General features: G+C 38.6%; 15 protein-coding genes. 1 reads left to right on the top strand and 14 read right to left on the bottom strand.

The genetic code is table 11. From position 1 onward, the window contains the following. Positions 1-102: 102 nt before the first annotated feature. From Q1K34_RS03985 to Q1K34_RS03930, 12 genes are all read right to left on the bottom strand, one after another. Positions 103-1,050, bottom strand: coding sequence for an N-acetylornithine carbamoyltransferase (locus tag Q1K34_RS03985; RefSeq protein WP_300434816.1), 948 nt, complete (start codon positions 1,048-1,050; stop codon positions 103-105). Between the two features lie 87 nt (positions 1,051-1,137). Next, positions 1,138-2,268 carry an aminotransferase class III-fold pyridoxal phosphate-dependent enzyme gene (locus tag Q1K34_RS03980; RefSeq protein WP_300434813.1) on the bottom strand — a complete coding sequence of 377 codons (1,131 nt, stop codon included), beginning with the start codon at positions 2,266-2,268 and terminating at the stop codon, positions 1,138-1,140. Positions 2,269-2,270: 2 nt separating this feature from the next. Then, the gene (gene proC / locus Q1K34_RS03975) at positions 2,271-3,065 is read right to left on the bottom strand and encodes a pyrroline-5-carboxylate reductase (protein WP_300434810.1); all 795 of its coding nucleotides are present in this window, start codon (positions 3,063-3,065) and stop codon (positions 2,271-2,273) included. A gap of 254 nt (positions 3,066-3,319) precedes the next feature. Beyond that, the gene (gene argC, locus Q1K34_RS03970) at positions 3,320-4,285 is read right to left on the bottom strand and encodes an N-acetyl-gamma-glutamyl-phosphate reductase (RefSeq protein WP_300434807.1); all 966 of its coding nucleotides are present in this window, start codon (positions 4,283-4,285) and stop codon (positions 3,320-3,322) included. Further along, positions 4,282-5,469: an argininosuccinate synthase gene (gene argG, locus Q1K34_RS03965; protein WP_300434804.1), complete on the bottom strand. Its 1,188-nt coding sequence runs from the start codon at positions 5,467-5,469 to the stop codon at positions 4,282-4,284. Before argG ends, argC begins: the two co-directional genes overlap by 4 nt. Positions 5,470-5,566: 97 nt before the next feature. After that, a complete protein-coding gene (locus tag Q1K34_RS03960) occupies positions 5,567-6,196 on the bottom strand; it encodes a GNAT family N-acetyltransferase (protein WP_300434801.1) in 630 nt (209 codons plus the stop codon). A 338-nt stretch (positions 6,197-6,534) separates the two neighbouring features. Continuing rightward, on the bottom strand, positions 6,535-7,809 hold the full coding sequence (gene ilvA, locus Q1K34_RS03955; protein WP_300434798.1) for a threonine ammonia-lyase IlvA: 1,275 nt from the start codon (positions 7,807-7,809) through the stop codon (positions 6,535-6,537). Then, positions 7,809-9,284 (bottom strand): ketol-acid reductoisomerase, encoded by a 1,476-nt coding sequence (gene ilvC / locus Q1K34_RS03950; RefSeq protein ID WP_300434796.1) that lies wholly within the window; start codon positions 9,282-9,284, stop codon positions 7,809-7,811. Before ilvC ends, ilvA begins: the two co-directional genes overlap by 1 nt. Continuing rightward, positions 9,281-9,820: an acetolactate synthase small subunit gene (ilvN, locus tag Q1K34_RS03945; protein ID WP_300434793.1), complete on the bottom strand. Its 540-nt coding sequence runs from the start codon at positions 9,818-9,820 to the stop codon at positions 9,281-9,283. Before ilvN ends, ilvC begins: the two co-directional genes overlap by 4 nt. Further along, positions 9,820-11,553, bottom strand: a complete 1,734-nt coding sequence (ilvB, locus tag Q1K34_RS03940) for a biosynthetic-type acetolactate synthase large subunit (RefSeq protein WP_300434791.1) — start codon at positions 11,551-11,553, stop codon at positions 9,820-9,822. Before ilvB ends, ilvN begins: the two co-directional genes overlap by 1 nt. Before the next feature lie 11 nt (positions 11,554-11,564). Then, complete coding sequence (gene ilvD / locus Q1K34_RS03935) at positions 11,565-13,238, bottom strand: dihydroxy-acid dehydratase (protein ID WP_300434789.1); 1,674 nt, start codon at positions 13,236-13,238, stop codon at positions 11,565-11,567. 533 nt (positions 13,239-13,771) lie between these two features. Next, positions 13,772-15,295: a bifunctional GNAT family N-acetyltransferase/carbon-nitrogen hydrolase family protein gene (locus Q1K34_RS03930; protein WP_300434787.1), complete on the bottom strand. Its 1,524-nt coding sequence runs from the start codon at positions 15,293-15,295 to the stop codon at positions 13,772-13,774. 275 nt (positions 15,296-15,570) lie between these two features. Between Q1K34_RS03930 and Q1K34_RS03925 the strand changes: the two genes are divergently transcribed. Then, the gene (locus Q1K34_RS03925; protein ID WP_300434784.1) at positions 15,571-16,404 is read left to right on the top strand and encodes a head GIN domain-containing protein; all 834 of its coding nucleotides are present in this window, start codon (positions 15,571-15,573) and stop codon (positions 16,402-16,404) included. 55 nt (positions 16,405-16,459) lie between these two features. On the opposite strand, the gene Q1K34_RS03920 is transcribed toward Q1K34_RS03925, so the two are convergent. After that, positions 16,460-17,092 carry a response regulator transcription factor gene (locus Q1K34_RS03920; protein WP_300434781.1) on the bottom strand — a complete coding sequence of 211 codons (633 nt, stop codon included), beginning with the start codon at positions 17,090-17,092 and terminating at the stop codon, positions 16,460-16,462. Continuing rightward, positions 17,085-17,873 carry a histidine kinase gene (locus Q1K34_RS03915; protein WP_300434779.1) on the bottom strand — a complete coding sequence of 263 codons (789 nt, stop codon included), beginning with the start codon at positions 17,871-17,873 and terminating at the stop codon, positions 17,085-17,087. The genes Q1K34_RS03920 and Q1K34_RS03915 overlap by 8 nt, the downstream gene beginning before the upstream one ends. Positions 17,874-17,895 lie beyond the last annotated feature (22 nt).

Raw genomic sequence — 17,895 nt, 5'->3', positions numbered from 1 at the left:
ATTACATTACCAACGTTATCGTCTAGCTATTCTAATAACTATCGGGAGTGAATCAGCTTCTCATAAGATCCTGAAACAAGTTCGGAATGACCGCTTATTAAATTATTTCAAACACTCCAATATTCTTTTCAACACCGCCTGGGCTGCAAAAGTTCGATTATTAGCCTGCTGTATAACGATGGAACTTTCAGAATCCAGAACATCATCAGCAATCACCATATTTCGCCGTACCGGAAGACAATGCATTACTTTTGCATTATCTGTCTGCTGTAATTTCTCCTGATCTACCGTCCAATCCCTTTCAACATCTAGCACCTTTCCATATTCATCGTAACTGCTCCAGTTTTTTACATATACAAAATCGGCATCTCTAAAAGCTTGTTCCTGATCATGTTCTACTCTTACATTTTTCCGAATATTTGCATTTAGATCATAACCCCGAGGATTTGTGATCATAAACTCCACATCAAGATTCTGCATCATTTCTGTAAAAGAATTTGGAACCGACTGAGGCAGTGCTTTAGGATGCGGTGCCCAGGTTAATACAACTTTAGGTCTCTCCTTTTTATTGATTTCCTGAATTGTAATAGCATCGGTTAAGGCCTGCAAAGGATGGCCAGTTGCGCTTTCAAGGTTAACAACCGGAACAGAAGCGTATTTTTTAAAACTATTCATCACCTGTTCAGATTCATCCTTTTCCCGGTCTTTTAAACCAGGAAAAGCTCTCACCGCTATAATATCGCAATACTGAGAAAGAACAGCGGCTGCTTCTTTAATATGCTCGGCTTTATCAGAATTCATCACAGCGCCATCTTCAAATTCCAGTGCCCAACCATCCTTATCGGCGTTCATTACCATAACATCCATCCCTAAAAGCTTTGCTGCTTTTTCAGTACTTAGTCGGGTACGTAAACTTGGATTAAAAAAAAGCATCCCCAGGGTTTTACCTTTTCCAAGTTCTGATTCGGTATTTTTAGATTTTAAACCTCTGGCCTCTCTAATTAGAGATTCAAGGTCTTCGATGTCTGCTAATGTGGTATAGTTCTTCATTAATAATTTTTCTAATATTCGTCAAGCTGAACTCGTTTCAGCTTCTCTTGAGATCCTGAATCAAGTTCAGGATGACTTCAAAACATGTTAATCTTTTAAAACCTTTTTCAATGCCTCAAAGAAAATTTTAAATTCTTCCTTTTTAATATTAAGTGGAGGCAAAATCCTCAATAACTTTTTATTTGAAGCAGCACCCGTAAATATATGATGATTAAAAAGGAGTTCTTTACGTAAAGCAGCGATCTCAAAATCGAATTCCAGTCCGATCATTAAACCACGCCCTTTAATCTTCTTTATCTCTGGAATTTTAGTGGCTTCCTCTTTCACAAAGTCTGAAACTTCAACTACATTATTCATTAAATTTTCCTCCTTAATAACTTCTAAGACTGAAATTGATGCGGCACAAGCAAGGTGATTCCCGCCAAAGGTAGTTCCCAGCATCCCATATTTTGGTTGAATAGTATTGTCTATAAGAATTCCCCCGATTGGGAAACCATTCCCCATACCTTTGGCCATCGTAATAATATCCGGCCTAATTCCATGTTTTTGAAAAGCAAAGAAGTCACCGGTTCTTCCATATCCGGATTGAACCTCATCTGTGATCAGCATAACATTATTTTCCTTGCACAAATCCGCAGCAGTTTTATAGAATCCTGAACTGGCTTCGTCAAGTCCACCAACACCCTGGATCACTTCAAAGATCACTGCAGCCACATCTCCCTTCTCAATCTCCTTTTTGAGAGATTCAGTATCGTCAAAAGTGAGTTTTGTTGATTTATGTCCCAGGTTAAAAGGAGCTTTAATAGCATCATTATCAGTTATGGCCACCACTCCGGAAGTTCTTCCGTGGAAAGCATTTTCAAAATAGATCACCCGGTCTTTTCCTGTATGGAAGGACGCAACTTTTAGAGCATTTTCGTTCGCTTCAGCTCCTGAACTACACAGAAACAAACTATAATCCTCCACACCGGAAATCTCTTCAAGTTTATCGGCTAACTTCTTCTGTAAAGGGTTTTTAATCGAATTTGAATAAAACCCAAGCCTTGAAACCTGATCTTTTATCGCATTCACATACTTTGGATGCGCATGTCCTACTGAAATCACGGCATGCCCGCCATAAAGATCCAGGTACTTTTTGCCAGATTCATCAAAAACATAGCTGCCTTCGCCTTTTACCGGAGTAATATCATAAAGTGGATAAACATCAAATAATTCCATAATTACTGATCTGAAATATTATTAATTTTTTTGAAAGAAGCCTGAATTCCTTTAATTAGCGACGAACTAAGTCCGTTGTGTTCCATTTCGTTCAAGCCTTCTATAGTACAACCTCTTGGTGTGGTCACTTTATCAATCTCTTCTTCGGGATGTTTCCCAGATTCTATTAGCAAACTCGCCGCACCTAAACAGGTCTGCATGGAAAGCTCCTGAGCATCTTTCGCGTCAAAACCTAATTGTACTGCTCCCTGAGTCGTTGCCCGTATCAAACGCATCCAAAAAGCTACTCCACTAGCGCAAATCACGGTAGCGGCCTGCATCTTATTTTCCGGGATGATAATACTTGTCCCCAACCTGTTAAAAATTGCTTCGGCTATTTGTATTCTTTTTTGTCCTCGTTCATTACTGCACAAACAGGTCATCGATTTTCCTACTGCGATGGCGGTGTTGGGCATCGATCTGATTATAAACTGCTCAACCCCCACAATCTTTTCTATTCTCGGAATTTTAAACCCTGTAACTGTAGATATTAAAACATGCTTATCGTTAAGTTCATCTTTGATTTCTTCCAGAATTCTTTCAAATTGGGTGGGCTGAACCGCGAAGATCAGAATGTCTGAATTCCTTACTGCTTCCAGGTTATCTGAGGTTATATTCACTTTCGAATATTCTGAAAAATCCTGAATATCTTCCACTTTTCTTTTGCTTAGATAAAGCGTAGTAAAGGCATTACTAAAAATCAGGCCTTTCGCTATGGAAATACCCAGATTCCCTGCACCGATAATTGCTATTTTCATATTCCTTTAATTTTAAGTTTCGTCATCCTGAATTCTATTCTAGATTTGCTTAGAAGCTGAATCTATTCCGATAACTCCGGGACAGCTTGACGAATTATACTTTAATAGTCATTGCGAGCGGAGTAAACGTAGTGACGCAATCTTATAAGGGCAATTTCACGAGAGACTGCTTCGCTCCACTACGTTGCACTCGCAGAGACAATAATCCACTTCTCACTTCTCACTTTTCACTCTTTACTCTTCACTCTTCACCCTTAAAAATAACTCGCTTTTAAGTTCAATCCCATCTTCTCCTCTAAACCAAACATCAGATTCATATTATGAACCGCCTGTCCTGAAGCACCTTTCAGTAAATTATCAATCACACTGGTGATCAATAAATTATCACCGAATTTTTGCAATCTTAACAAACATTTATTCGTATTTACCACCTGTTTTAAGTGCAATTCCCCATCAGTCAAAAAAGTAAAAGCCGCATTTTTATAATAATCCTTATAGATCTTTCTAGCATCTTCAAGATTTCCTGAAAATTTAGTATAGGCTGTAGCATGAATTCCTCTGGAAAAATTTCCTCTATTCGGAATAAAGAAGATGTTTCCCCCCTCTCCTGATTGTAACTGATTTACAGTCTGTCCTATTTCATTCAAATGTTGATGCTCAAAAGATTTATATGCAGAAAAATTATTATCCCTCCAGGTAAAATGTGTAGTACCTGAAAGCGAAGTCCCAGCGCCTGTCGCACCCGTTACCGCATTCACATGAACATCATCTTTCAATAATTCTTTTTCAGCTAGCGGAAGTATCGCCAGGGTGATTGCAGTAGCGAAGCATCCCGGATTAGCGATAAAATTAGCAGACTCAATTTTCTTTTTGTTCAATTCCGGAAGACCATATATAAAATTGTGCTTATCTGACTTCATTCTGAAATCCGTGCTCAGATCCACAATTTTAGTGTTTTGTGAGAATTGATTTTCGTCAAGGAACTTTTTTGAATTTCCGTGACCCAGGCATAAAAAAACCACGTCTGCATCCTTATTGATCATGTTGGTAAACTGAAGTTCAGTTTCTCCAATAAGATCCTGATGGATACTATGCAATGGTTTTCCGGGTTGAGAAGTACTGTAGACAAAATTTAGATTTGCATCAGGATGATTCAATAAAATTCTGATTAATTCTCCGGCAGTATAACCTGCTCCTCCTATAATACCTGCCTCTATCATGAATCCTGATTTACATGTTGATAAATCTTCCCTGAATTGGAAAGGATCTTGATAAAGCCTTTAGCGTCATCTGCTGTCCAGGCCTTATTTTCTTCTCCATAATTTCCAAAACTGCTATTCATAAGATCATTTGGAGAACTAATTCCATCCAGCGAGAATTGATAAGGTTTTAGAGTTATAAACACCTTTCCGGTTACCTTAGACTGCGAACTTTCAAGTTGAGCTTCAAAATCGCGCATTACGGGATCTAAATACAAACCTTCATGTAAATGCATTCCATACCAATTGCTGGTGTAATCTTTATGTTGAAGCTGCCATTTACTCAATGTATGTTTTTCCAGTAAGTGATGTGCTTTAATAATGAGCAAAGCTGCAGCCGCTTCAAAACCGACTCGCCCTTTAATTCCAATGATCGTATCACCGACATGAATATCCCTGCCAATAGCATATTTTGAAGCAATTTCTTCCAGTATCTCTATGTTCTTTTCAGAAGAATTCTGCTCGCCATCGATGGCGGTTAGTTCTCCCTTGGTAAAACTCAATTTTACCTGTTTTGGTTCTGTCTCCACTAATTGAGATGGATAAGCTTCTTCTGGAAGTGCTTTTTCTGAAGTTAAAGTCTCAGCTCCACCAACACTGGTTCCCCAGAGTCCTTTATTAATAGAATATTTCGCCTTTTCCCAGTTCATTTCAACACCTTTACTTTTAAGATATTCTATCTCTTCCTGCCTGCTTAATTGTTTATCTCTTATGGGCGTGATAATTTTAATTTTCGGCGCAATAATTTGAAAGATCATATCAAACCTTACCTGATCATTTCCGGCTCCCGTGCTTCCATGTGCTATATAGGTCGCACCGACTTTTTTCGCATAATTTACGATTTCCATCGCCTGGATGATCCTTTCGGCACTTACCGATAATGGATAGGTGTCATTTTTCAAGACATTTCCGAAAATTAGATATTTTACGACCTTTTGATAGAAAGATGAAATAGCGTCGATGTTCTTATAACTACTGGCTCCAATTTTTTTGGCATTATCACCGATATTTTTGATCTCTTCTTCTGAAAATCCTCCGGTGTTCACACTCACTGCATGTACCTCAAAACCTTTTTCTTCAGATAAATATTTCGCGCAGTACGAAGTGTCTAATCCTCCGCTATATGCTAATACTACTTTTTTCATGTTTTTTTTTATTTTTTTGCCACGAATGCACTACTATTTTCTTTTGCGCCCCTCCTTCCCAAAGGAGGGGACGTTTGACAAAGTCCGATAGGGGTGATCACTTTTCTTTTTTGTAGAAAAGCGTTTGTTTAATATGTTTTAACCTTTGAAAAGCCTTCTCGTTGAATTTGCTTATAGGCTTCTCCACCTTTTTAGGTTCTTTCTTTTTCTCCGGATCATACAACATTCCTGTACATAGACACATTTTATGTTCGGTCCTTGTCAAAACATCATAATTCTTGCAGGTCTGGCAGCCTTTCCAGAAAGTTTCATCATCGGTGAGCTCAGAGAAAGTAACCGGTTGATATCCCAGTTCGTAATTGATCTTCATCACTGCCAATCCAGTGGTGATCCCAAAGATCTTCGCTTCAGGATATTTAGTCCTGGAATGATCAAAAATGACATTCTTGATCTCCTTGGCCAGCCCCTGATTTCTAAATTCGGGATGAACAATAAGCCCGGAATTAGCTACATACTTATCGTGGCTCCAGGTTTCTATATAACAGAAACCGGCAAACTTTACGCCATTCAAAGCGATCACAGCATTCCCCTTTTCCATCTTATTAATAATATATTCAGGAGTTCTGCGTGCAATACCGGTACCTCGTACCTTCGCCGATTCTTCGATAGTTTTACAAATGACCTCAGCGTAAGTAGCATGAGATTTATTAGCAATGAGAATTTTCATCTGCTAAAGATTTATGTTGAAAAATATGTTTTGATATGGGGTTTCGAGGGTAGAACCGGACTCACCTAAGTTCCATAGATATATAGACGCACTTACGTGCGACGGGGGAAACGGCGGCGCATAGGAAAGATATCAGAAAATGTTCTGATATTAAGTTTATGTTCTATGCTGTTTAAGTAATTCAAAATGGAAAAAAATCAAATAATATTAATAGGAATTCGTTTCAAGGTCACTGCCTAGAAGCGGCGGCGGGGCCTGAAATTGAAACGGACTAATATTATTTGTTTGATCGAAATCATAATGCAAATGTATATAAATTTTTAATTGACAGCACTTTACTAGATCAAAAATTGAAATAAATTTGGGTTGTTATTTAAATATTCGCCGTAAAAACTCTTCTTTTTCATCCTCTCCACCAGTGGTTTAAAGTCATTTGGATTCTTTAATTCGATCCCAACAACCGCTGGTCCGTTTGCTCTATTGTGTTTTTTTGAGTATTCAAAATGAGTGATGTCGTCATTGGGCCCAAGGACTTTAGCAACAAACTCTTTTAAGGCTCCTGCTCTCTGCGGAAAAACAACCACGAAGTAATGTTTTAATCCAGAATAAAGCAAAGCCCTTTCCTTGATCTCAGCCATCCTGATGATATCATTATTACTTCCGCTAACGATACAGACCACATTTTTTCCTTTGATCTTTTCAGCATAAAGATCTAAAGCCGAAATTGCCATAGCACCCGCCGGTTCAACCACCATCGCATCCTGATTATAAAGGTCAAGAATGGTCTGGCAGATCTTGCCTTCAGGAACCGTGATCATTTCATCAAGATTCTCTTTACAGATCGCAAAATTACGGGTTCCGACTTTTTGAACTGAAGCGCCGTCTACGAACCGCTCAATATTATCCAGCTCTACCACTCTCCCTTCTTTCAATGAGGTTTTCATAGATGGTGCACCTTGTGGCTCGATACCGATAATTTTAGTATTTGGAGATAATTTTTTAAACATGGAAGAAACACCTGCCAGCAGTCCGCCACCACCAAGGGGAGCGAAAATATAATCTATAGGGTGCTCTGCCTGCTCCAGAATTTCCAAAGCGATGGTCGCCTGGCCTTCGATTACTTTTTCGTCATCGAAAGGATGAATAAAAACCATGCCTTTTTCAGCCATGTGTTTCATGGCACTTTTAAAGGAATCATCGTAGGTATCACCTTTTAGCACAACTTCCACCCATTCACCTCCAAACATTTGAGTTTGTTCTACTTTTTGTCCTGGGGTGGTCCCGGGCATATAGATCACTCCTTTTACCTTTAATTTATTACAGGCAAACGCAACTCCCTGAGCGTGGTTCCCCGCGCTGGCACAAATCACACCTTTTTCAAGCTGCTCCTGAGTAAGGCTGGAAATCTTATTATAGGCGCCACGAATCTTATAAGATCTAACTTGTTGCAGGTCTTCACGTTTCAGCATCACATTGGCCTGGAAACGTTTGCTATAAGTAAATGATTCAGCCAAAGGAGTTTTTAAAACCACTTTAGAGATTCTTTCAGAAGCCAGTTTAACAGCTTCCAGACTTGGTCTATATATTTTATCTTTTTCCAGCAACATATCCATTAGGCGTATATTTTCTTCATTGCGGTCATCGCAGATCGTAATTTCGCTCCAATCTCTTCTACAGGATGATTTCTTATCTCATCATTCACTTTTGATAATTTCTGATTATCCACCCCAATATCTTCCGAAGCGAATTTTCTTCCGGCTACTTCCGGCTCCAGGGATTTCACATACTCCTTGATCAATGGTTTGGCGGCATGATCGAACAAGTAACAGCCATATTCCGCAGTATCTGAGATCACCCGGTTCATTTCATATAATTTCTTCCTGGCAATGGTATTCGCGATTAGCGGTGTTTCATGCAGTGACTCATAATAAGCCGATTCTTCAATAATTCCGGCATCTACCATAGTTTCAAAAGCCAGTTCAACTCCAGATTTTACAAAAGCAACCAGTAAAACTCCTTTATCAAAATATTCCTGTTCCGTGATCTCTTCAGAAGTAGCTTCAGTCTTTTCAAAAGCAGTATTCTCGGTTTCAGCTCTCCAGGTATGTAATTCCTTGTCGTCATTGGCCCAATCTTTCATCATTCGACTACTGAATTCACCTGAAATGATATCGTCCATATGCTTCTGGAAAAGCGGACGCATCTTAGCTTTTAATTCTTCAGAAATCTCATAGGCCCTTAATTTCGCAGGATCTGAAAGCCTGCCCATCATTTGGGTAATACCTCCGTGCTTCAATGCTTCAGTAATGGTTTCCCAACCATACTGTATTAGCTTCGCGGCATAATTAGAATCTACCCCTTCAGCAACCATCTTATCAAAAGTGAGAATAGAACCTGTTTGGAGCACCCCACAAAGAATGGTCTGCTCTCCCATAAGATCAGACTTTACTTCGGCTACAAAAGATGATTCCAAAACTCCCGCTTTGTGTCCGCCGGTTGCATAAGCGTAAGCTTTAGCCCATTCCAGGCCAATTCCGTTAGGATCGTTTTCAGGATGCACGGCGATAAGGGTTGGTACGCCGAAACCTCGTTTATATTCTTCCCTTACTTCTGAACCAGGACATTTTGGAGCCACCATAATAACCGTAATATCTTCACGGATCTTCATGCCTTCTTCCACGATATTAAAACCATGAGAATAAGAAAGTGCAGCGCCTTTTTTAAGATATGGCTGTATGGCCCGGATCACCGAAGTATGTTGCTTATCCGGGGTAAGGTTTATCACCAGGTCTGCTTTCGGGATCAATTCTTCGTAGGTGCCTACGTTAAAATCGTTTTCTGTTGCATTTTTCCAGGATTGTCTTTTCTCCTTGATCGCTCCTTCTCTTAAAGCATAGGAAATATCGAGCCCGCTATCGCGCATATTAAGTCCCTGGTTGAGACCCTGAGCACCGCAGCCCACGATGACTATCTTTTTATCTGTCAGTGCATCTGCTTCGTTACTGAATTCTTCCAGCTCCATAAATCTACAGGTGCCTAATTGATTTAGTTTTTCAGCTTTAGAAAGGCTGTTAAAATAATTGGTCATGATAATGAGTTTGTAGTATTAAATTTTTCTAATATTCCTGATATTGGCATTTCATTTTTGGTCACTGCAATAGTTCCAGATCTCACGAATTGCATTAATCCGTAAGGTTTTAGTTTTTCGTAGAGCGCATCTACCTCTGTACGTTTTCCTGTTTTTTCTATCACAAAGAATTTCTTGGTTACAGTTACAATACGGGCATTGGTTTCTTTTATAAAATCCTGTATGTTATGATCGTCCAGAAAATCTTCAGATTTGATTTTATAAAGGGCTGTTTCCTGATAGATAGTTTCAGCGTCGGTATGATAAAACGCCTTGATCACTTCGATCTGTTTCTCTATCTGGCCCACGATCTTTTTTATCTGTTCTTCGGTAACATTTACAACAATGATAAACCGCATCACCTCATTTACTTCACTGGGTGAAGCGGTAATACTTTCAATATTGATATGTCTTTTCAAGAATATAGCGGCAATCCTGGAAAGCAATCCCAGATTATTTTCGGTATAAATTGAAACTGTATAATTTTTCTTTTCCATTACTCTAATAATATTTCTGAAACTGCTGCTCCCGTTGGGATCATTGGGAACACATTCTCTTCCTGTTCAACTTTTACTTCCAGGAAATAAGCCTCATCGCTTTCCATCATTTCCTTAACCGCTTCTTCTAACTGACTCCTCTCTGTCACCTGTTTTGCTTTGATATGATATCCTTTAGCAATTGTTATAAAATCAGGGTTTATCATGGTGGTAGATGCATATCTTTTGTCAAAAAATAATTGCTGCCACTGTCTTACCATTCCCAAAAAGCCGTTGTTCAAAAGCACAATTTTCACCGGCACTTTAGTCTGAAAAATAGTCCCTAATTCCTGAATGGTCATCTGGTAGCCGCCGTCACCAATTACAGCTACAACTTCTCTATCTGGTTTGGCCATTTTTGCTCCGATAGCCGCCGGAAGCGCAAAACCCATGGTTCCTAATCCACCGGAAGTAACATTACTCCTGGTACCATTGAATTTAGCATATCGGCAAGCCGCCATTTGATGCTGACCAACGTCTGAAACTATGATCGCATCCCCTTTAGATTGTATATTGATCTCCTGAATAACCTCAGCCATTCCAAGATCCTTTTTCGTTACATCAAGGTTTCCTTTTATTACCTTTTCATATTCCGTCTTGTACATATCCCTGAATTTCTGGTGCCAATCTTTATGAGAATTTGGATCTAATAATTCAAGTAATGCTTTCAGGCTTTCTTTTACATCTCCTAAGACAGGATAATCTGCTTTTACATTTTTATTGATTTCCGCAGGGTCTATTTCAAAATGGATCACTTTGGCCTGCTTCGCGTATTTCTCAAGATTTCCGGTTACGCGGTCATCGAAACGCATCCCGATAGCAATTAACACATCGCATTCATTGGTAAGCATATTGGGGCCATAGTTGCCATGCATCCCAACCATACCAACATTTAGCGGATGGTCTGTTGGTAATGCCGAAAGGCCTAAAATGGTCCATGCGGAAGGAATACCGGCTTTTTCTACGACAGATTTTAAAAGCTCTTCTGCCCCACCCAGGATAACACCCTGGCCCCAGACGATCATCGGCTTTTTAGCTTTGTTGATTACTTCTGCAGCTCTTTCAACTTCCAAAAGATTTAGTTCAGGAATAGGCTTATAACTTCGTATCCCGGAGCATTTTTTATAACTGAATTCCAGGGAAGCAAATTGAGCATCTTTGGTAATATCCACTAATACGGGACCAGGCCTTCCTGATTTTGCGATATAAAAGGCTTTGGCTATTACTTCCGGAATCTCTTCTGCTTTGGTAACCTGGTAATTCCATTTGGTGATAGGAGTGGAAATACCTACAATATCGGTTTCCTGAAAGGCATCGCTTCCTAATAAATGTGATCCTACCTGGCCCGTGATACAAACCATTGGAGTAGAATCTATCTGTGCATCAGCAATCCCAGTAACCAGATTTGTAGCGCCAGGACCAGATGTTGCAATGGCAACTCCCACTTTTCCTGAAACCCTGGCATATCCCTGGGCAGCATGAGTGGCCCCCTGTTCATGCCTGGTAAGGACGTGGTGAATTTCTTTTTGATATTTATACAATTCGTCATAGACCGGCATAATCGCTCCTCCTGGATACCCGTAAATTGTATCTACACCCTCCTCAAGCAAACATTTAATTACCGCTTCAGCTCCTGAAACCGTTGATGTTTCCTTAGTGCTTACCTTTTCAAAACTCGCTGTTTTTACTTCCATAATTCACCATATTAAAATTCATCTGTAACACAACCTTCTGATGCTGATGCTACTGTTTTTGCATATTTGTAAAGCACACCGCCCGGAACTTTTATTTTTGGAGCTTCCCACTGCTCTTTTCTTTTCTTGATTTCTTCTTCTGAAATATGTGCTTCAATCGTATTCTTTTCAGCATTGATACTTATTTCGTCTCCATCTTTGAGTAAACCAATAAGCCCACCTGTCTGAGCTTCAGGCGTGATATGCCCAACCACGAATCCGTGGGTTCCTCCTGAAAACCGTCCATCGGTAATCAAAGCAACTTCTTTTCCTAGGCCGGCGCCCATAATAGCCGAAGTAGGTTTTAGCATTTCAGGCATTCCAGGACCACCTTTAGGACCTTCATAGCGAATCACAACAACATCACCTTTCTTAACCTTTCCGGAGGAAATACCTTCGTTAGCTTCATATTCGCCATTAAAAACTCTCGCTTTTCCTGTAAATTTCAAACCTTCTTTTCCCGTTATTTTAGCAACGGAACCTTCGGAAGCCAGATTCCCGTATAATATTCTGATGTGTCCGGTAGCTTTGATAGGCTTTTCCACAGGATGAATTATATCCTGATCGAAAGGCATAGATTCTACATCTTCAAGATTTTCAGCAATTGTTTTTCCGGTAACAGTCATGCATTCGCCATGAAGCATTCCCTTTTCCAGCATATATTTCATCACAGCCGGGATTCCTCCTATCCTGTGAATATCTTCCATTAAATATTTCCCGCTGGGCTTTAAATCTGCCAGGAAAGGTGTCTCATCACATATCCTTTCAAAATCTTTTAACCCAAAACTAATATCAGCAGCTTTCGCGATCGCTAAAAAGTGGAGTACAGCATTTGTAGATCCCCCAAGTACCGTTAAAAGCCTAACCGCATTTTCGAATGATTTTGCTGTTACTATATCTTTTGGCTTCAAATCCTTTTCCAGCAAAAGCTTCATTGCCTCTCCTGCTTTTACACTTTCCTTAGTTTTTTCAGATCCTGTAGCAGGATTAGAACTGTTAAAAGGAAGACTCATTCCAAGAGCTTCTATTGCTGAAGCCATCGTATTTGCAGTATACATTCCACCACAGGCACCTGCACCGGGGCAGGCTTTTTCTATGACCTGCTGATATTCTTCTTCCTGCATTTCGCCTGAAACTTTAGAACCCCAGGCTTCAAAAGCAGATACCACGTCCAGTTTTTTACCATTATGGCAACCTGAAGCGATGGTGCCGCCATATACTAATATGGAAGGCCTGTTCAATCGTAACATAGCCATTAAAGCGCCAGGCATATTTTTATCGCAACCTACCACAGTTACAAGTCCGTCGTAAGACATTCCTCCTACAACTGTTTCCATAGAATCTGCAATAAGATCTCTGGAAGGAAGCGAAAAACGCATTCCCGGAGTCCCCATAGAGATCCCGTCACTTACACCAATTGTATTGAAAATGAGTCCGATTAATCCTGCATTCTGAGTTCCTTTTTTAACCTCTTTAGCCAGGTCATTCAGATGCATATTACAGGGATTTCCTTCATAGCCTGTACTTCCTATTCCTACAAATGGCTTTTTAAGATCTTCTTTGGTTAGTCCTATGGCATGAAGCATCGCCTGGGAGGCAGGTTGGGAATCACTTTGGGTTATTGTACTACTATATTTGTTGTTCATTGCTGTTTTCTCCTTAACTAATTATTAAAATTAATGTCTTGGAGCAGCAGTGATGTATAGCGAAGAAATCTTAAATTACTTTCAATTTTACCACATTATATACAATTACCTGATTATCAGTATTTTATGTATTTTTTGATTACGATAGCTGAAAATTTTGCAGAGGATATTCTACGAAATATTAATTGTTTAATAAGACTGTTTGAAATAGGAATGTTTTTTCTGAAATATAAGGATTACCAAGATTAAATAAGATTATCATAATTAGAGAAGCTATTTAGTGAATTATCACTAAATACTATTTTTCTTAATCAATGAAAAAGGCTGAACTCTTTTTAGCGGCATCAAATGAGATTTCTCCCGCTGGTCGATTGGACGATAAAGAAAATTGCACTTCCACAAGCTCAGTGCTCAATAAATAACATAATAGGCTACAGTTGAAATGACAAAAGAAAGAGGAAGTAAGAATAATAAAGAAAGACTTACCCTGCTCAAACAGATTTCTCCCTGCGGTCGAAATGACATTTTACGATCTATTTTTTCTTCTTCAGGGAATAAAGATCTTTTCTTCGGTCTTTCATATTACGAACACTTCCGAAATTATGCAGCTCTTTTAAAAGATCCAGGTCAACATCTACCAGTAATGTACTTTCAGTATTCGGGGTCGCTTCCGCTTTTATTCCATTTACCGGAAAGGCAAAATCTGATGGTGTAAGTACGGCACTTTGTGAATACTGAATATCCATATTATCTACTTTAGGAAGGTTTCCAACTGAACCGGCAATAGCCACGTAACATTCATTTTCCACGGCCCTGGCCTGGGCGCAAATCTTCACTCTAGAATAACCATTCTGGGTATCTGTCATAAAAGGTACAAACAAGATATTCATACCTTCTTCCGCCAGGATTCTTGAAACTTCAGGAAATTCTACATCATAGCAGATCAATACTCCAATTTTCCCACAATCGGTATCAAAAGTTTCCAGTTTATTTCCGCCCTTCATTCCCCAGGCTGTTTCTTCAGCCGGAGTGATATGTAGTTTTTCATAACGCTCGTAGCTACCATCCCTTCGGCATAAATAACCTACATTATACATATGCTCACCCACTGGCAGCGGCATACTCCCGGTAATAATGTTAATATTGTAATTGATGGCGAATTCCCTAAATGTTTCCAGCAATCTTTCCGTATAATCCGAAAGTCCGCGTATAGCTTCAGGTTCAGATAAATGGTTGAATTGTGCCATAAGCGGCGCATTAAACAATTCCGGAAAAAGAATAAAATCACTTTGATAATTACTTACCGCATCTACAAAGAATTCTATCTGGGAAACCAGGGCATCATAATCCTTAAAAAGTCGCATCTGCCATTGTACCAGTCCCAGTCTAACAACTGTTTTGGTGGTGTTTACCAGCTTTTGAGGTTTGGTATAATAAATATTATTCCACTCCATTAAGGTGGCAAACTCCTTACTTTCATGATCTCCGGGAAGATATCCCTTGATCACTTTTTTAACATGAAAATCATTGTTCAGCTGAAAGGAAAGCACAGGATCATGAATTTCCTGGAGCTTCACCTTGTCTATATATTTCTTGGGAGTAAGTTCTTCGGCATATTTTGAATAATTAGGAATACGCCCCCCAAAAATGATCGCCTTCAAATTTAAATGCTCACAAAGTTCTTTTCTGGCTTCATAGAGTCTTCTTCCCAAACGCATTCCGCGGAATTCAGGATGGATAAAAACATCTATTCCGTATAGTATATTCCCATTTTTTGTATGCGTTGAAAAATTCTCACCTCCAATGATCTCCTCGTAATTATGGGTGTCATCGAACTTGTCATAATCTACAATTATTGAAAGCGCACATCCTGCAATACGATTATCAATTACAATACAAAGCTGACCTTCGGGAAATTTGTTCACCAGCGTCCTGATCTCTCCTTTACTCCAGTACTCATCTGGCATCGCCTGGTAACTTTTTACCATGGAGATCTTTAACTCTTCGTAATCTTTGACCCTTAAATTTCTTAGTTCAATTTTTGCAGAATCTATCACAGCAATTAATTTTTTTAGAATATGCGAAGATACTGCAGAATTAGCAAAATTAGAATTTGGTAAAGAATAATTGAAATAAAATATTTTAGAATACCCGTGAAATATCCACAGAGAATAGTATCCTAAATCTCAGGTTTATTACCTGAAATAAAAAAGTGGACAGCATATAAAAACCTCAGCTTAACTTTTAAAAGCAAAAATCTTAATCTTATAAGTTTTAATCGTAACTTAAGTGGATAGATTGAAAAATCCCCCTGGCCACTAAATGTGTAGTCATGAAAACGATTCTCATTCTTTTACTATTTTTTATAGGTCATCCAACTTCAATAGAAGCCCAGAAAAAGACAAAAATTAAAGGCGACCGGGAAGTTATCAGCACCTCCGGGGAAATTAAGGAACCATTTGAAAATATTGAAATTTCAGATAATATTAGTGTGGAAATCCAGAATGGCCCAAAGAATTCTTACATTTTAACAGCAGATCAAAATTTAATTGAGGAAGTTGAAATAATAGTGAAAAATAACACCTTAAAAATTTTCACTAAAAATAAGATTACAAACAGGAAAAAACTCGATTTATACTTAAGGCTTGAAAATATAAATTCACTCATTCTAAATGATGACGCTATCCTTAAAAATACTGGAAAGTTTCAGGCAAATGAAATCAGGATTAGCCTTCATAATTCTAGCAAGGTAGATCTGGATCTGGAAATAGAACAGAATGCTGATTTTTCCTTTTTTAATAATTCCGGCGGAAAACTTGATTTGAAAGCAGATAATATTCTTATCAATATGAAAGACAGAACTGATCTTAAAGGGGATTTGGATTGTAAAGAATTAAAAGTCACTCTGGAAAAATCTGCAGGATTAAAAATAAATGGCGAAGCAAATAACAGCATATACACTTTGGAATGTAGTTCTAATTTAGATGCAAAAAAATTAAAAACAAAAAATGCTGTCTTGAATAGCAAAAACTCTAGTGATATTTATGTGCATGCCACTAAAAGTATTGAGATTAATGCCGAAGGCAAAAGTAAAGTTTTTCTGTACGGTAAGCCAGAGGTGAAAATAATAGGCTTAACTGATAAATCAAGAATCATTAAAAAATAGAAAGCAGTATTATATAATCGCTAGTTTTATTTGAGAACAAGATGTTTTGAAATTTTTAAACTTCACAGATGCCTTCCCTAAGGGCGAAAATAACCAGCCCGACCCTACTTTTTACGTGTAATTTACTAAATAAACTTTCCCGGTAGTTATCTATAGTTTTGGGACTAAGGTTCATTTCCCCGGCAATCGCTTTATAGGTTAATTCGCTGCAGGCATGATTAAGGAATTCAAGTTCTCTTTTGGTAAGTTCTTCATATTTGAGTTTTTTTCCATCCCGACTTAATGCTTCTGAAATCGTTTTATTGGAATAATAACCGGTACGGTCTATTGCGTTCAAGGCATATTCAAATTCTTCAGGATCTATGTCTTTTAATAGATAGCCCCTACACCCAAACCTAAGCATTTTAATGATCGTCTCATCTTCCTGGTCTACGGTTAGTGTAAGCACTTTTTGCTCTGGGTTATACTTCTTTAACCACTTCATGGTTTCCATCCCATCCATTACCGGCATACGCATATCTAAAAGAATAATATCTGGCGAGGCCTTGCCATTCTCATAATGATCAACAAGTTCCCTACCGTTCTTAAACACATGCGTTACCTCAAATCCTTCAAAAGAATTGACCAGGATTTGAAGGGATTGAGCAAAAAGTTTATGATCATCAACGATTATGATCGTTTTATTCATGGTTAGAATTCTTGGTTGGATAACGTAAAGATAAGGAAGTTCCTTTACCAATCTCAGAATTGAGAGCAAAACTGGAATTTATCATTTCTGCACGGCTACGCATATTTAGAAGGCCTGACCCAGATTTGTTTTCTTCCATATTGAACCCACGCCCATCTTCGTTTGCCTCAATAATGATTTCATTTTTAGCATATTCAAATTTCACACATAGCTTTGTAGCCGCAGCGTATTTTATGACATTTGAAAAGTATTCCTGAAGGATCCGGAATAGAATTATACTATGTTCCTGGGGAATAGTATAGGCTTCACCTGCTATTTTCAAATTGGCATCTACCACTTCCAATCGGTTAAATCGTTCTATTTCATTTTTTACTGAAGCTTCCAGACCTACATACTCTATCACCTCATTATTTAGAGATCTGGACAAGGCTCTTATTTCTGTAAGCGAATTCGCCACCAGATCTTTCACCTCATGAAATGATTTTTGGTTCTCTATTGAAACTTTTTGGTTTAAAACATTAAGCTGCATTTTAGCCACAGCCAGCAATTGTCCAATATTATCATGAAGTTCCCAACTAACATTTTTTAAGGTAGTTTCCTGGATTTCTAACCTGGCATTGGCAAGTTCTGTCTTAAAATTCTGTTCTGCCTGAAACTTCTCCTGAAGTATCTTATTCTTACGTCTCTGATAAGTAATAAAAAACAGGACTGTAAATCCTGCCAGAAATAAGATGACCAGGATAAAGTAGATAATTAAAAGGATCTCTTCTTTACGCAGCATTTTCGTGGTTGATTAGCTTAGC

Origin of the sequence: Christiangramia sp., assembly GCF_029937855.1 — a bacterium.
GTDB lineage: Bacteria > Bacteroidota > Bacteroidia > Flavobacteriales > Flavobacteriaceae > Christiangramia.
Note: the sequence above shows the minus strand (reverse complement) of the source record. Positions and strands in the feature narration are given on the sequence as shown.